We start from the raw sequence: 14,825 nt of genomic DNA, 5'->3' as shown, positions 1-14,825 counted from the left end.
ATAGTTGGGTGCGTCGGCTGCGGCTGCGGCTGCGGCTGCGGCTGCGGTGGGTGGGTGGTCCGTGAAGGGCTCCTTGAGGGAATCCTGTTCCGTGAAGGGGCCCCTCACGGCGGGGAAGGGCCGTGAGGGGAACCCTGAGGGAATCAGGGTCCGTGAAGGTGGCCCTCACGGCTTTCGGCCGGGCGCGGGGTGCCGAAGGGGTGGACAATAAGGACATGATCAACGTTCTCGTCGCGCATGCGGGCAGGCATGGTGGCACGCGCGAGATCGCCGAGGTCGTCGGCGAGGAGTTGCGTGCTGCCGGGTTCGCCGTTGACGTGCGGGGCGCGGGCGAGGTTGACAGTGTCACGGAGTACGCCGCGGTGGTGGTTGGCAGCGCGCTCTACTACGCGAGGTGGCGGCCCGAAGCGGTGCGGCTGCTGGAGCGGCACACCGAAGCTTTGCGGGCGCGTCCGGTCTGGTTGTTCCACAGTGGACCGTGCGGCCCGGGCGCGAATCTTACTCGGGTGAGCTTGCCTGCGCGGGTGACGTTGCTGGCCGCGGCGATTGATGCGGGGCGCACTGAGACGTTCGGCGGGCGGCTTGATCCGGCGCTCGCGGACAGTGTGCTGGAAAAGCTGATGGCGCGGGGCGACCGGGCCGGGGATTTTCGCGACTGGGACCGGATTCGGGCGTGGGCGCGGGACATCGGCCGCCGGGTCCACTCCCGCGTGCCGATCTGAGCCGCGTCAGGACGCGCCGAGAACGCGCAACACCGTGGTGGACAGTTCCTTTTCGGCTTCATCCAGGGAAAGCCGGCCCGCGTCGGCCTCGCCCGCGGCGGCGTGGCCCAGCTGGATGATTACCGTGACCAGCCAGTCCACCGGCGGCTGCCGGTCGAACTCGCCGGCTCGCTGTCCGCGTTCGACGATCCGCCGCAGCCGCTCGGTGACCGGTTCGTGCTGCTCGCGTCCGTCTTCCGCGGAGGACGCCGTCGAAGCGAACCGGCGCAGCAGCATCGGATAACGCGAGGACGCCCGGCGAGCGGCGTCGAGCACTCGCAAGATCGCGTCCGCGGCAGGACCGGTGTCCGGACCGGCGGCGTCCATCGCGTCGACGGCTTCCTCGGTGAGCCGGTCGAGCACTGCGGCAAGAAGCCGTTCGCGGGACGGGAAATGGGCGTACACGGTCTGGCGGGTGACGCCCGCCGCCGTGGCGATGCCCTCGACGCTCGCGTCCGGATCGGCTTCCAGCACGCGGAGCGCCGCGTCGAGGATCGCGGCGCGGCTGCGCTGGGCGTCGGCGCGGAGTTTTGACATCTCTTACACCTTGTCAAAGTTAGCCTGAGCGGATATCTTACAGTGTGTCAGAGTTCATCTGGGAGGGTTCATGGACACGCTCGAACGCACTGATCCGCATGCTGATCCGAAGGAGTTCATCGCGCGCTTCTTCACTTCGTTCACCGACGATCTGGTGCACACCGACGAGGACGCGACGACGGTGGTCGACCGCTATCACACGCAAGACGTCGTCCAGATTGCCGACGGAGTGCGGATCGATCGCGACCGGCTGATCGCGCATTGCCGTCCGGTGCGGAAAAACCGGCCGGACGGACGGATCGAAGTCCACGAGGCGATGGCCGAAGGCGACCGCATCGCCGCGCGGTACACGCTGCACGTTCGCCAGCGCGGCAAGGAACTCGAGATCGAGGTGTCGTTCTTCGGGCAGTTCGCCGCGGACGGCCGGATGCGCGAGGCGCACCTGCTGACCCGCTCGGCGAAAACGCCCGAGTAACCCGATTTCTCCTTTTCGCTGGGTATGTCAGGGAAATCCTGAGTCCACATGCGACTCTTGCCTCGCCGTCGCACCGGGTGTAGACCAAGCCGGTGACCGAAAACGCAGCCGGGGGCAAGGAAAAACGCAAGCTTGACGCCGATCAGCGGAACTCGTTCCTCGCCGCGTGGCTCGGCTGGAGCATGGACGCGTTCGACTATTTCCTGGTCGTGTTCGTGCTCGCGGACATCGCGAAGGACAAATCGTTCGGGGCCACCGCGACCCAGCTGGCGTTCATCACCACCGCGACGCTCGTGATGCGCCCGGTCGGCGCGCTGCTGTTCGGGCTGTGGGCGGACCGGTCCGGACGGCGCATCCCGCTGATGGTCGACGTCCTGCTGTACTCGGCGGCGGGCGTGCTGTGCGCGGTCGCGCCGAACTTCACCGTGCTGCTCATTCTGCGGTTCGTCTACGGCATCGGCATGGGCGGCGAATGGGGCCTGGGCGCGGCGCTCGCGATGGAGAAGATCCCCGTGGAGCGGCGCGGATTCTTCTCCGGGCTGCTGCAGGCTGGGTACTCCGCGGGGTACCTGATGGCCGCGCTGGCGTATCTGCTGTTCCACACCGCGCTCGGCCTGGAGTGGCGGTGGATCTTCGTGCTGAGCATCTTCCCGGCGCTGATCAGCCTGCTGATCCGGGCGCGGGTCAAGGAATCCGAAGTGTGGGAAGCGGCGCAGGAGAAGATGCGCGTCACCCGGACGTCGGTCAAGGACGTCCTGTTCAACCCGAAGGTGCTGCGCCGGTTCGGCTATCTCGTGCTGTTGATGACCGCGTTCAACTGGATGAGCCACGGCACGCAGGACGTGTACCCGACGTTCCTGAAGGCGACCGAGCACGGCGGTGCCGGCCTGAGCGCGGCGACCAGCACGTGGATCGCCGTGCTCTACAACGTCGGCGCGATCATCGGCGGCCTGGTCTTCGGCTCGCTGTCGGAACGCTTCGGCCGCCGGATGACGATCGTCGGCGCGGCGGTCCTCGGGCTGCCGATCATCCCGATCTTCGCCGTCGACCACGGAGCCGGGATGCTCGCGCTCGGGTCGTTCCTGATGCAGGTCATGGTCCAGGGCGCGTGGGGCGTCATCCCGGCGCACCTGACCGAAATGTCCCCGGACGCGATCCGCGGCTTCTTCCCGGGCGTCACCTATCAGCTCGGCAACCTGCTGGCCGCGCTGAACCTGCCGATCCAGCAGAGCATCGCGCAGTCGCAGGGCTACTCGGCCGCGCTGCTGTGGACTGTGATCCCGGTGCTCATCGCGGTCGCCGTGCTCACCGCGCTGGGCAAAGAAGCGAAGTCGATCCGCTTCGGCGGGGAAGGCGCGACGACCGCACCTGCCGGAACCTCCTGAGCTTTTCCGCCCGCTGGTTCGGGCTACCTTGCCGTCGAACAGTCGCCGATATATCGTGGGCATATCGGCGATTGTTCGACGACGAAGGAGGACCACATGACGAGCACAGCAGGCGGAGGACATCTGTTCCGGGGCTTCGGCGGCCCGGAGCGCTCCGGCGGACCCGGGATGCCGTTCGGATTCGGCCGCCCCGGACCGGTTCGACCTGGTGACGGAGGCCGAGGCATGCCGTCGGGCAGGCCGGACACGCATCGCGGCGGGCCTGGCGAGGGGAGAGGGCAACCTCCTGGCGGACCGGAGGAGGAGCACGGCTGGCCCCAGGGCGAGGCAGGCCCGGGACGGCATCCGGCCTGGTCGGCGGACGGGCGCAGCTGGCCCTGGGGAGGCGAGCACGGCTGGCCTGGGCAGTTCGGTGGGTCTGAGCGTGGACGCGGCCGAGCCAGTGCCGCAAGCGGGCTGGGTGGAGATCGTGGTCGAGCCGAGGGGTCTGCCGACCATGGTGGGTCAGAAGCGGCGGACGGGCTTGGCGAAGAGCACGGGCGTCCGGGCGGGTTCGGTGAGCGAAGCGCCTCGTTCGGGCATCCGGGCGGGCAAGACTGGGCGGGATTGTTCAGCGGACGAGGCTCAGGATTCGGCCACGGAGTGTTCGGTGAGCGGGGTGTGGTCGGCCACGGCGGGGAAAGCGCCAGGTTCGGTCAGCCCGGGCCGTTCGGCGGGGCGGGAGCGGGCTTCGGCTGGCCTGGTCATCCAGGCTGGCACTCGGGTGAGCCGGGCGAGCACCACGGCTGGCCGGGTGAACCGGGGGAGCGCCACGCGCACTCCGGCCACCCGGGGCACCCAGACCACCCCGGTCACCACGCGGACCCGGGCCGCTCCGGCGAGGAGGAAGCCTGGGACGACTCCGTCCTCGAAGCTCGCGGCGGTTTCCCTCCCGGTCCGCCTGGGCCTCCCGGGCCGCCGCATCGGCCGGGGTTTCCCGGGTTTCCGGGCTTCCCTGGATTCCCCGGGTTTCCCGGCGGTCCCGGGGGACGAGGCGGGCCGGGAGGCTTCTTCGGCGGCCCACCGCGCGGCGGCCGAGGCCCGGCCCGACCGGTGCGTCCGGCGGTCCTCGCCTTGCTGGCCGAGGAACCCCGCCACGGTTACCAGTTGATGCAGGAAATCCGCCGTCGCACGAATGACGAGTGGCGGCCCAGTCCGGGCTCCATTTACCCGATCCTGCAGCAGCTCGAGGACGAAGGCCTCGTCCGCACCGCGGAGGAGGGCGGGCGGCGCGTCGCGCATCTCACCGAAGCCGGGCGCGAGCACGTCGCCGGGCGGGAGGAGGAGTTCGCCGCGCTCTGGGAGTCTCCGGCGCGCGACGAGGAACCGGGGGCTGACCGGTTTGCCGCGCTGTATCAGCAGATCGGCGAGTTGGGCGGAGCCGCGGCACAGGTCGCGCATGCGGGCAGCGAGGCGCAGTTCGCGGAGGCACGCAAGATCCTCCGGGAAGCCCGCCGCCGGTTGTACGCGTTGCTCGCGGACGACGACTCCGAAGAATAGAAATCCGCCGTCGGATGGGTCCACAAAGGACTCATCCGACGGCGGTTACCTCGGGGCACAACCGGAGGTGGTCCGAGCGCGCGTGTCGGTTGTTGGACGGCGCCACGGTGCGGCGGGTCCAATGCGGCCATGCCATCGTTTGTCCACCTGCACGTCCACACCGAGTACTCCATGCTGGACGGTGCGGCGAAGATCGGTCCCTTGTTTTCGGAGGCGGCCCGGTTGGGCATGCCCGCGGTGGGGATGACCGATCACGGGAACATGTACGGCGGGGACGAGTTTTTCCAGACGTCGAAGAAGCACGGGATCAAGCCGATCATCGGCATTGAGGCGTATGTGGCGCCGGAAAGCCGGTTTCACAAGAAGCCGGTGTTCTGGGGGCAGTCGAACCAGCGGGGTGCGGACGAGCTGGGCGAGGGCGGCGACGTCTCGGGTGCGGGTGCGTACACGCACATGACGATGCTGGCGGGCAACGCGACGGGCCTGCGGAATTTGTTCAAGCTGTCGTCGCTGGCGTCGATCCAGGGGTATTACCGGAAGCCGCGGATGGATCGGGAGCTGATCGCGGAGAACGCGTCGGGGATCATCGCGACCACGGGTTGCCCGTCGGGCGAGGTGCAGACCCGCCTGCGGCTGGGCCAGCGGGAGGCGGCGGTCCAGGCGGCGTCGGACTACAAGGACATTTTCGGTGCGGGGAATTTTTTCCTGGAGCTGATGGACCACGGTCTGCCGATCGAGCGGTCGGTGCGCGAGGGTCTGCTGGAGATCGGGAAGCTGCTGGACCTGCCGCCGCTGGCGACGAACGACTCGCATTACGTGACGAAGGACCAGGCGGACACGCACTCGGCGTTGTTGTGCGTGCAGGCGGGCAAGACGTTGAACGATCCGACCCGGTTCAAGTTCGACGGGGACGGTTATTTCCTGAAGTCGGCGGACGAGATGCGCGAGTACTGGGATCGGGAGGTCCCGGGCGCGGCGGACAACACGCTGCTGATCGCGGAGCGCGTGGAGTCGTATGAGGACGTGTACACGCACAAGGACCGGATGCCGGTCTTCGACGTCCCCGAAGGCCACACCGAAGCCACCTGGCTGCACCACGAGGTGATGGCCGGACTGTCGGAGAGACTGCCGGATGGGGTGCCTGAAGAGTACCGCGAGCGTGCTGAATACGAACTCAAGGTCATTGTGGACAAAGGGTTCCCCGGGTACTTCCTCATCACGGCTGACCTCATGACGCACGCTCGTGAGGCCGGAATCCGAGTAGGCCCAGGCCGCGGGTCGGCAGCGGGATCGCTGGTCGCGTACGCGCTCCGCATCACCAACCTCGACCCGATTCGGCACGGTCTGCTGTTCGAACGCTTCCTGAACCCGGAACGAGTGTCCATGCCGGACATCGACATGGACTTCGACGACCGCCGCCGCGGCGAGATGATCCGGTACGCCACCGAGAAATACGGCTCCGACCGGATCGCGCAGGTCATCACCTTCGGCACCATCAAAACGAAAGCGGCGATCAAGGACTCCGCGAGAGTCCACTTCGGACAACCCGGCTACTCGATCGCGGACCGGATCTCCAAAGCCCTGCCGCCGCCGGTGGCCGCGAAGGACATTCCACTGTCGGGAATCGTGGACGCCAAGCACGAGCGTTACGCGGAAGCGGCCGAGGTTCGTGCCCTGGTCGAGACGGACGAAGAGTGCAAGACGATCTTCGACACCGCCCGCGGCCTCGAAGGCCTGATCCGCAACGCGGGTGTCCATGCCTGCGCGGTCATCATGTCCAGCGAGCCCTTGATGGACGCGATTCCGTTGTGGCGCAGGGATGACGGTTCGATCATCACCGGCTGGGACTATCCGTCGTGCGAGGCCATCGGCCTGCTGAAGATGGACTTCCTCGGCCTGCGCAACCTGACCGTCATCGGCGACGCGATCGACAACATCAAGGCCAACCGCGGCGAGGACATCGACCTCGACCGGCTGGCCATCGACGATCCCGAAACCTTCGCCCTGCTAGTCCGCGGTGACAGTCTCGGAGTGTTCCAATTGGACGGTGGCGCGATGCGGGATCTGTTGCGCCGCATGCGACCCACCGGGTTCGAGGACATCGTGGCCGTCAACGCGCTCTACCGGCCGGGCCCAATGGCGATGAACACGCACAACAACTACGCCGACCGCAAGAACAAGCGCCAGGCCATCGAGCCGATCCATCCGGAACTGGCGGAACCGCTGCGCGAGATCCTCGCCGAAACGCACGGTCTGGTGGTGTACCAGGAACAGATCATGCAGATCGCGCAGAAGGTCGCCGGGTACTCGATGGGCCGCGCGGATGTGCTGCGCCGCGCGATGGGCAAGAAGAAAAAAGAAGTCCTGGAGAAAGAATTCGAGGGCTTCCGCGCCGGGATGATCGACAACGGGTTCTCCGGCGAGGCCGTGCAAGCGTTGTGGGACACGATCCTTCCGTTCGCGGGTTATGCGTTCAACAAGTCGCACGCCGCCGGATATGCGCTGGTCGGCTATTGGACGGCGTATCTCAAGGCGAATTACTCCGCGGAGTACATGGCCGCGCTGCTCACCTCGGTCGGGGACAACAAGGACAAGTCCGCGATCTATCTGTCGGAGTGCCGCCGGCTGGGGATCAAGGTGCTGCCGCCGGATGTGAACGAGTCGGCTCTGCGGTTCGCGGCCGTCGGGAGCGACATCCGCTTCGGTCTGGGCGCGGTGCGCAACGTGGGCGCGAACGTGGTGGAGTCGATCATCAAGACGCGCGAGGAGAAGGGGAAGTACTCCTCGTTCACCGAGTTCCTGGACAAGTCGGAGCTGGTGGCCTGCAACAAGCGGGTGATCGAGTCGCTGATCAAGGCGGGCGCGTTCGACTCGATGGGCCACACCCGGCTGTCGATGATCCAGGTGCACGAGGACGCGGTGGAAGCCGTGGTCCCGCTCAAGCGCCAGGAAGCGATGGGCCAATTCGACCTGTTCGGCGGCGAAAACCAGGAATCGGCTTCGTCGCCGTTGGCGCACGTGAAATTCACCGCTGAAGAGTGGCCGCGCAAGCAGTTGCTGGCGCACGAACGGGACATGCTCGGCCTCTACGTTTCAGCCCATCCGCTGGACGGTGCCGAGGGCGTCCTCCGCAAACACGCGCCCCGCACGATCGCGGCGATCATCGACAATCCTCCTAGAGAAGGCGAACTCGTCGTCGCCGGGTTGATCACTTCGCTGGAGCGGCGGGTGAACAAAAAGGGCGAACCGTGGGCGATTTGCACGATCGAGGATTTGGACGCCTCGCTTGAGGTGTTGTTCTTCGCCAAGTCGTACGCGTTGTGCGCGTCGGATCTGGTGGAGGACAACGCGGTGCTGGTGAAGGGCCGGGTGAACTGGCGGGAGGACAAAATGTCGGTCTTCGGGGCGGATCTGGCACCGCTGGACCTGACAGAACTCGGGGAAACGCCGTTGGTGCTGCACACGCAGGCGGAGAAGGTGACGCTGCCGGTGGTGCTGGAACTCAAGCAGACCTTGCTGGCGCACCAGGGAAACACGCCGGTGCACCTGCACGTGGGACAGCAGCGTTACGCGCTGGACGGATACCCGGTCAAGGTGACGCCCGCGCTGCTCGGCGAGGTGAAAACGATCCGGGGAATCACCGTGGCCTCGTGAGTGGCAATCCCGGTTCTAACCGGCATAAACACTCACGACACCCCCGCCTCCCGCTCAGGCCTCGGCTGGCCTCGTGAGTGCTGGCGCCGGTTAGAACCGGCGCCAGCACTCACCAGAACCCTCAGCCCTTCAACCCGTGCTCGATAGCCTCGATAATCCGCGGCCGAAGCTGCGCAGTGCTGACGATCGCGTCCACCGACCCGACCTCGACCGCGCGCTGGATGCTGTGCACCCGGTCGAACTCCGACGCCACCTCGCCGAGCTTCTCGGCCCGCACCGACGACGTCACCTCAGCCAGCTCGGCCGCACAAGCCGCCCGCTCGGCCCCGCTCAGCTCGCCGAGCCGCTTCTGCAGCTCAGCCACTCGCGGATCATTGGCCGTCCGGGTCTTCACCTCGCCCGCGAACACCACGGCCGCCGCCGGAGCACCGCCCAGCACCGACGCGTACGAGCCCTCCAGCGCCAGCACCGTCATGTTCGGGTTCAGCGCCTTCGAGAACACCACGAACGCGCCGCCGTGGTAGCGCGAGATCACCGTGAACACGATCGGGCCCTCGAAGTTCACGATCGCGCGGCCGATCTCGGCCCCGTACTCCAGCTGGAGCTTCTTCATCGACTCCGGCGAGCCGTCGAACCCGGACAGGTTCGCCAGCACCACCAGCGGACGGTTGCCGCTCGCCGCGTTGATCGCGCGGGCCGCCTTCTTCGACGACTTCGGGAACAGCGTGCCCGCGGTGAACGTGTCCGGACCGTCGGTGGGAGGGAAGCCGCGGCGCGGCACCGAACGCGATTCGATGCCCAGCAAGCAGACCGGTCGGCCGCCGATGTGCACGTCCTGCACCGCGGCGGTGTCCGCGTCCGCCATGCCCGCCCAGCGTTCCAGCACCGGATGGTCCTGATCGGACAGTGCGCGCATCACCGTGCGGATGTCGAACGGCTTCTTGCGGTCCGGGTTGTGCTCGGCGGAGAAGATCTGGCCCACCGTGGCGAAATCGCTGCCGACGACGGCGTGCGGGTAATCCGACACGTCGCGGCCCGCCGGGTCGGTGGTGACCGCCTGGCGCGGGCTCGTTTCGCCCGGCACGACGTAGGTGTGCGCGTAGTGCGCCATCAGCACGTCGCGCGCCCCGGCGAGGTTCGGCGCCCAGTACTGCGCCTGCCCGTTCGGGCCCATCACGCGGTCGTAGCCGCCGATGCCGAAGTTGTCCTCGGCCGACACGCCGCCGGAGAAGTCCAGCGACTGCTTGCCGGTGAGCACCATCGCCGAATCCGGCGTCATCACCAGGATGCCCTTGGTGTGCATGAGCATCGTGGCCTCGGCGTTCCAGTACGGCTGCGCGCCCACGGTGATCCCGGCGACCACGATGTTGATCTCGCCGCCGTCCTGGGTGAACTCCACGATCCGCTTCAGCGCGGCCGCGACCCAGTCCATGTTCTCGGTGCCGGACTCCATCGAGATCCGCGCGCCGGAGGACAGCGCGAACCATTCGACCGGAACCCGCAGCTCCTGCGCCAAGTTCAGCGCCGCGATCACCCGCGTGCACTCCGGTTCGGCGAGCGCGCCGAGCGACTTCGTCGGGTCGCCCAGCAGCACCACGCGCTTGACGCCCTCGGGCACGCGGTCGGTCGGCGTGCTGACCACACCGGCCACGAGACCGGCCTTGTTCTGCCCTCGCGGGCGGTCGACCGGGACCAGAACGCCGCTCTCGTCGAGGTCGTGCTCCGCGAAGGATCCGCCGCCGGCCAGCAGTTCGGTGAGTTCGTACGGGTACACCGTGTCGCGGCGCGCCGCGCGCAGCACCTTCTGCCGGTAGTCGTCCAGCGGCTGCACCGGTTCGGTGCTCGGAGCCTCGACCGTGAGCCGCACGCCCGCGCCGACCTCGTTGCGGACCGTCACCGCGATGTCGGTCAGCTCGCCGGTTTCGGCGTTCCGCTGCCGCGCCAGGAACTGGATCTCCTCCAGGCCCGCGCCCGCGGTGGTCGGCAGCACGCGGCGGGCGAGCAGGTTCAGCTCGTCCATCGTCAGTTCGCTCGTCGGCCACACGTAGATGACGATCCGGTTGGTGTCGAACCGGTTCTTCGCCGGACGCCGCGCCTGCGCGTTGCGGACCGCGTCGAGGCACGCGGCGAGCGTGTCCTCGGCCGAGGGCAGCGACACGAGCCTGCCGTCCGCCTCGCGCAGCGGCGTCAGGTCGCGGACCTGCGCCATCGCGATCAGCCGCTCGTCGGCCGGGTTCGCCTTCGCGGTGCCGGTGAACAGGTACACCTCTTCGTCCGCCGACGGCAGCCGCGTGAGGTCGAATTCCTGCAGCCGCTCCAGCTGCAGCCGCTCGGCGACGCGCGGGTGCAGCCCGCGGATCACCCGGTCCTCCTCGAAACCGGACTCGGTACGGCGGAAGGTGAAGTGGTGGTGCATCACCGCTCCGCCGCCACCGGCGACAGTCGTGACGACCCGGTCGACATCAGCCGGAAGCGGTTGCGCCGCAACGATTTCGCCCAGCTTCGCGGCCATCGCGTCGCTGTCGGGCTGGTCGGTCCACTTGAGATAGACGTCCGCGGCGACCGGCGCACCGGCGTCGGCGGACAGCTCGGCCACCGCGCGCATCGCGTCCGGAAGCTGCGGGAAGTCGACCGCGGTGGTGACCACGCGTGCCGGTTCGGGATGCGACGCGGTGACGAACGTGCAGCCCGCGACCTCTCGTGCGCGCACGTCGGTGAGCGCCTTGTTGCCGTAGTAGCGCCGGGTCAGCACCTCGAGCATCGGGGCCGGATCCGCGCCCGGCCGCCCGATCCGCTGGCCGAGCAGCCGCACCAGCGGCTCGTTGCTCGACACCATGCCGGAGATCCGCTCGGCGCGGTCGGCCGCGTCCGGGTTGCGGTCGAGGTAGCGCAGGTGGCCGCGGATCTCGGCGTACACCTCGGCGCGGGCCCGGCGCAGCAGCGGCTGCGCGAACCAGCGGAACACCACGCCGCGGGCGAGGTCGCTGACCGCCGGGAAACGCAGCTGGGTCGCGGCGATCAGGTGCTCCAGCGCGAGCCCGGCAGCTTCGCGCAGCTCGGCGGACGGCGGGGCCTCGGCGAGCCATTGCCGCAGCAGCGCGGAAACGATCGCGCTGTCGCTCGAAGCCCGTTGCTGGGCAAGGAAAATCCGGAAGACCGCCTCTTCCAGCTCCGGCGTGCGCTCCAGGTCGCCGACGCCGTAGTGGCTGAGCACGCGGCGCAGCCTGCCCTGGAATTTCTCCGGCAGCCCGGCCCGCTCGACGTCGAGGCTCTGAAGGTAGGTGTGGAAGTACTCGCGGGCGCTGTGCACCGGGCTCGACGCGCTCAGGTCGTCCGCGGCCGGCTTGTTCCGGCTCAGCTCGGACAGGTCGGCGAAGACGTCCAGCAGCCCGAGTTCGCCCTCCAGCGGACGCGCCGGCAGCTCCGCGCGCGCGGCCAGGTAGCTGCTGAGCACCCGGCCCTGGTCGTGCGGGTCGACGTCGAAGCCGAGCAGCAGGCTGCGCAGGTCCTGATTGCCGCGCTCGACCCGGTCGGCCGCGCTGGTGCCGCCCGGTTCGGCGGGCAGGTCGATCTCGGCGGTCTCGGCTTCCGCGGCGGCCTCGTCCTCGGCCTCGTCGGCCAGCGGTTCGAGACGCAGCAGCGGCGCCCCGGTCTCCACCTGGCTGCCGATCGACACCGGGAGTTCCTTGACCCGGGCCCGGAACGGCGCGCGCAGCACCGTCTCCATCTTCATGCTCTCCAGCACGAGCACCGGCGCGCCGGACTCGACCTCGTCGTCCACCGCGACCGGCGTGGCGACCACCAGCGCGGGCGCGGGGGAGCGGACGACGCCGCCCTCGTCGCGGCTGACCCGGTGCGTGACGCCGTCGACCTCGACGAGGTGGATCGGCCCGTGCGTGCCGGTGACGAGCCGGAACCGCGTGCCGTTGACGGTGATCTGGCCGCTGTACTCGTCGAACCGCTCGAGTTCGACGTCGGCCTGGTGCACGTCGCCGCCGCCGCTGACGCCGACCCGGAACCGCTTCGGCCCGGTGCGCGCGACGGTGACGCGGTACGACGCGCCGCGCAGTTTCAGGTCCAGCGGACGGATTTCGTGGCGCACCTGCGGACGGCCGCCGAACGCGGTGGACAGCAGGCGCTGCCGGCCGACCTCTTCGTCGTCCTCGTAGGCCTCGATCGCCGCCGCGGCGAGCGCGACCGCGGAGTGCCGCGTGGTGACGAGACGGCCTTCGGCGCGGACGCGGTCGATCCAGCCGGTGTCCGCGCTGGCGTCGATCACCTCGGGCTGGTCGAGCAGGTCGAGCACGAAGCTCTTGTTCGTGGCGCCGCCCTCGATGAGCACGGACGTCTCGGACATCGCCCGGCGCAGCCGCGCGAGCGCCTGGTCGCGGTCGCGGCCGTAGGCGATGATCTTGGCGATCATCGAGTCGAAGTCGGCGGGGATCGTGTCGCCCTCGCTGACGCCGGTGTCGACCCGGACGCCCGGTCCGGCGGGCAGCAGCAGCCGCGCGATGCGGCCCGGCGACGGCGCGAAGTCGCGGTCCGGGTCCTCGGCGTTGAGCCGCGCCTCGACGGCGTGCCCGGATTCGGCGGGCTGCTCGCCTTCGAGCTTGCCGCCGGACGCGACGTGCAGCTGCAGCCGCACCAGGTCGGTGCCGGTGGTGATCTCGGTGATCGGGTGTTCGACCTGGAGCCGGGTGTTGACCTCGAGGAAGGCGAACATCCGGTCGCCGGGGTGGTAGAGGAATTCGACGGTGCACGCGCCGCGGTAGCCGACCGCGACCGCGAGCCGCTCGGCCGACGACTTCAGCTCGGCGGTCTGGTCCGGCCCGAGCACCGGCGACGCGGATTCCTCGATGATCTTCTGGTTGCGCCGCTGCACCGAGCAGTCGCGGACTCCGAGCGCCCACGCGGTCTCGCCGTCGGAGATCACCTGGACCTCGACGTGCCGCGCGCCGGTGACCAGGCGCTCCAGGAACACGACGCCGCTGCCGAAGGCGCGCAGCGCTTCCTGGCTGGTGCGTTCGTACGCCTCGGTGAGGTCGCCCGCCGACTCCACCTTGCGGATGCCGCGCCCGCCGCCGCCCGCGGTGGCCTTGAGCATCAGCGGGTAGCCGATCTTGTCGCCCGCGGCGAGCGCTTCCTCGAGGGTCGCGACCTCGCCGCCGCTCCACGGAGCGACCGGGACGCCGACCTCCTCGGCGATCAGCTTCGCGCCGATCTTGTCGCCGAGCTTGCGCATCGCGTCCGCGCTCGGGCCGACGAAAGCGACGCCGACCTTCTCGCACAGTTCGGCGAACGCCGGGTCCTCGGCGACGAAGCCCCAGCCGACCCACGCGGCGTCGGCCTTGGTCTCGACCAGCGCCTTCTCCAGCTTGGCGAGGTCGAGATAGGGCCGCGCGGACGCGGGGCCGAGCGAATACGCGACGTCGGCTTCGCGGACGAAAGTCGCCGTGGCGTCCGCGTCCGTGTAGAGCGCGACCGTCTCGATCCGTCGCCCGGTCTCGGCGGACAGGTCGCGGACGGCGTGGATCAGCCGCATCGCGGCCTCTCCGCGATTGACGATGGCGACGCGATTGAACACGGACAAAGCCTCCCAGCGAACCCAACTACACCCACGCACAGCAGGCGACGCCGGACCCGCCGGAACGTCGCCTGTCTTCGTCGTACACATTGCTCCCTTACCGCCGGGTACACCAATGTCGCGGATGACGCATGCCGCGCCTGCCGGTTTGTAGGAACCCGCCAAAAACGGCTCGTGCCACGTCGTCTCGACCTGATTTATCGCGAGGTATGCCACAAATCACGCCCGGCCCGCCGGCGCGGCGGCAACTGGACGGCCAGGCGTTTCCCAGGGGGACGGACAGGGGTTACCCGAAGTTCAGGCGCGGGTCCTGGTGGGGCAGTGGCCCTCTTCCGCAACCGGTCCGTGAAGGACCCCTTGAGGGAATCTGATCCCGATGCCAGGGACCTAAGGCGGCGCTGCGGGTGCGGTGTGTCTGCCCTGCTCGAAGGGTTGGCGGGCAGGCGGGGGGTGCGCTGTCCGTGAGGGGAACCCTGAGGGACTCTGATTCCCTCAGGGTTCCCCTCACGGACCTTCGTCTCGCGCACCGCGCCCGTCGGCCAGCGGAGGACCCCGCCCGCCCGTCGACACCGCGGCCGCGGCCGAGGAAGCTCCGGCGGGCCGAACCGGAGCCGATACTCCTGGGGTACTGGGAAAATGTGAGCCTTGACACTCTCCTGCCGGGGCCCCTACCGTGCGGGTAATCGATTTCTCGACGCGGGGCGGGCCGAGAGGCGGGACATGGGCGACGGCGGCGTCGCGCTGGTCGAGCTGGCCGGCGTCAGCAAGACCTACGGCGGGGTGCGTGCCCTGGGCGCGGTGGACTTCACCGCGGCGAAGGGGGAGGTGCACGCGCTGCTCGGCGAGAACGGGGCAGGCAAGTCCACGCTGCTGAAGATCTTGTCCGGGGA

Annotated in this window: 8 protein-coding genes and 1 pseudogene; 6 read left to right on the top strand and 3 right to left on the bottom strand. The window is 68.9% G+C overall.

Features of this window, described 5'->3' with window-relative positions; translation table 11 throughout:
• The first annotated feature begins 215 nt into the window (after window positions 1-215).
• A complete protein-coding gene (locus D0D37_RS42300) occupies window positions 216-722 on the top strand; it encodes a flavodoxin domain-containing protein (protein WP_116206193.1) in 507 nt (168 codons plus the stop codon).
• Window positions 723-728: 6 nt separating this feature from the next.
• On the opposite strand, the gene D0D37_RS42295 is transcribed toward D0D37_RS42300, so the two are convergent.
• On the bottom strand, window positions 729-1,298 hold the full coding sequence (locus D0D37_RS42295; protein ID WP_116206192.1) for a TetR/AcrR family transcriptional regulator: 570 nt from the start codon (window positions 1,296-1,298) through the stop codon (window positions 729-731).
• Between the two features lie 70 nt (window positions 1,299-1,368).
• Between D0D37_RS42295 and D0D37_RS42290 the strand changes: the two genes are divergently transcribed.
• Together D0D37_RS42290 and D0D37_RS42285 are read left to right on the top strand one after the other, a co-directional pair.
• Window positions 1,369-1,773 (top strand): nuclear transport factor 2 family protein, encoded by a 405-nt coding sequence (locus tag D0D37_RS42290; RefSeq protein WP_116206191.1) that lies wholly within the window; start codon window positions 1,369-1,371, stop codon window positions 1,771-1,773.
• Between the two features lie 182 nt (window positions 1,774-1,955).
• Complete coding sequence (locus D0D37_RS42285; RefSeq protein ID WP_341868014.1) at window positions 1,956-3,158, top strand: MFS transporter; 1,203 nt, start codon at window positions 1,956-1,958, stop codon at window positions 3,156-3,158.
• 624 nt (window positions 3,159-3,782) lie between these two features.
• Here D0D37_RS42285 and D0D37_RS48330 read toward each other — a convergent pair.
• The gene (locus D0D37_RS48330) at window positions 3,783-4,004 is read right to left on the bottom strand and encodes a hypothetical protein (RefSeq protein WP_244223873.1); all 222 of its coding nucleotides are present in this window, start codon (window positions 4,002-4,004) and stop codon (window positions 3,783-3,785) included.
• A 246-nt stretch (window positions 4,005-4,250) separates the two neighbouring features.
• Between D0D37_RS48330 and D0D37_RS48325 the strand changes: the two genes are divergently transcribed.
• Together D0D37_RS48325 and dnaE are read left to right on the top strand one after the other, a co-directional pair.
• Window positions 4,251-4,697, top strand: coding sequence for a PadR family transcriptional regulator (locus D0D37_RS48325; protein ID WP_116206188.1), 447 nt, complete (start codon window positions 4,251-4,253; stop codon window positions 4,695-4,697).
• Between the two features lie 129 nt (window positions 4,698-4,826).
• Window positions 4,827-8,351: a DNA polymerase III subunit alpha gene (gene dnaE, locus D0D37_RS42270; protein WP_116206187.1), complete on the top strand. Its 3,525-nt coding sequence runs from the start codon at window positions 4,827-4,829 to the stop codon at window positions 8,349-8,351.
• 121 nt (window positions 8,352-8,472) lie between these two features.
• On the opposite strand, the gene D0D37_RS42265 is transcribed toward dnaE, so the two are convergent.
• Window positions 8,473-13,935, bottom strand: coding sequence for an ATP-binding protein (locus D0D37_RS42265; RefSeq protein ID WP_116206186.1), 5,463 nt, complete (start codon window positions 13,933-13,935; stop codon window positions 8,473-8,475).
• Between the two features lie 780 nt (window positions 13,936-14,715).
• Between D0D37_RS42265 and D0D37_RS48950 the strand changes: the two are divergent.
• Window positions 14,716-14,825, top strand: a pseudogene (locus tag D0D37_RS48950) (ATP-binding cassette domain-containing protein); the annotation flags it as partial.

This window comes from Amycolatopsis circi (assembly GCF_003385235.1).
In the GTDB taxonomy this organism is placed as follows: domain Bacteria; phylum Actinomycetota; class Actinomycetes; order Mycobacteriales; family Pseudonocardiaceae; genus Amycolatopsis; species Amycolatopsis circi.
The sequence above is the reverse complement of the archived record's forward strand: the minus strand, read 5'-3'. Positions and strand labels throughout refer to the sequence as shown.

Excerpts from the sequence above, each read along its gene's own strand:
- D0D37_RS42295 (WP_116206192.1), bottom strand. The coding sequence starts at position 1,298 with ATGTCAAAACTCCGCGCCGACGCCCAGCGCAGCCGCGCCGCGATCCTC.
- D0D37_RS42290 (WP_116206191.1), top strand. The coding sequence starts at position 1,369 with ATGGACACGCTCGAACGCACTGATCCGCATGCTGATCCGAAGGAGTTC.
- D0D37_RS42300 (WP_116206193.1), top strand. The coding sequence starts at position 216 with ATGATCAACGTTCTCGTCGCGCATGCGGGCAGGCATGGTGGCACGCGC.
- dnaE (WP_116206187.1), top strand. The coding sequence starts at position 4,827 with ATGCCATCGTTTGTCCACCTGCACGTCCACACCGAGTACTCCATGCTG.
- D0D37_RS42285 (WP_341868014.1), top strand. The coding sequence starts at position 1,956 with ATGGACGCGTTCGACTATTTCCTGGTCGTGTTCGTGCTCGCGGACATC.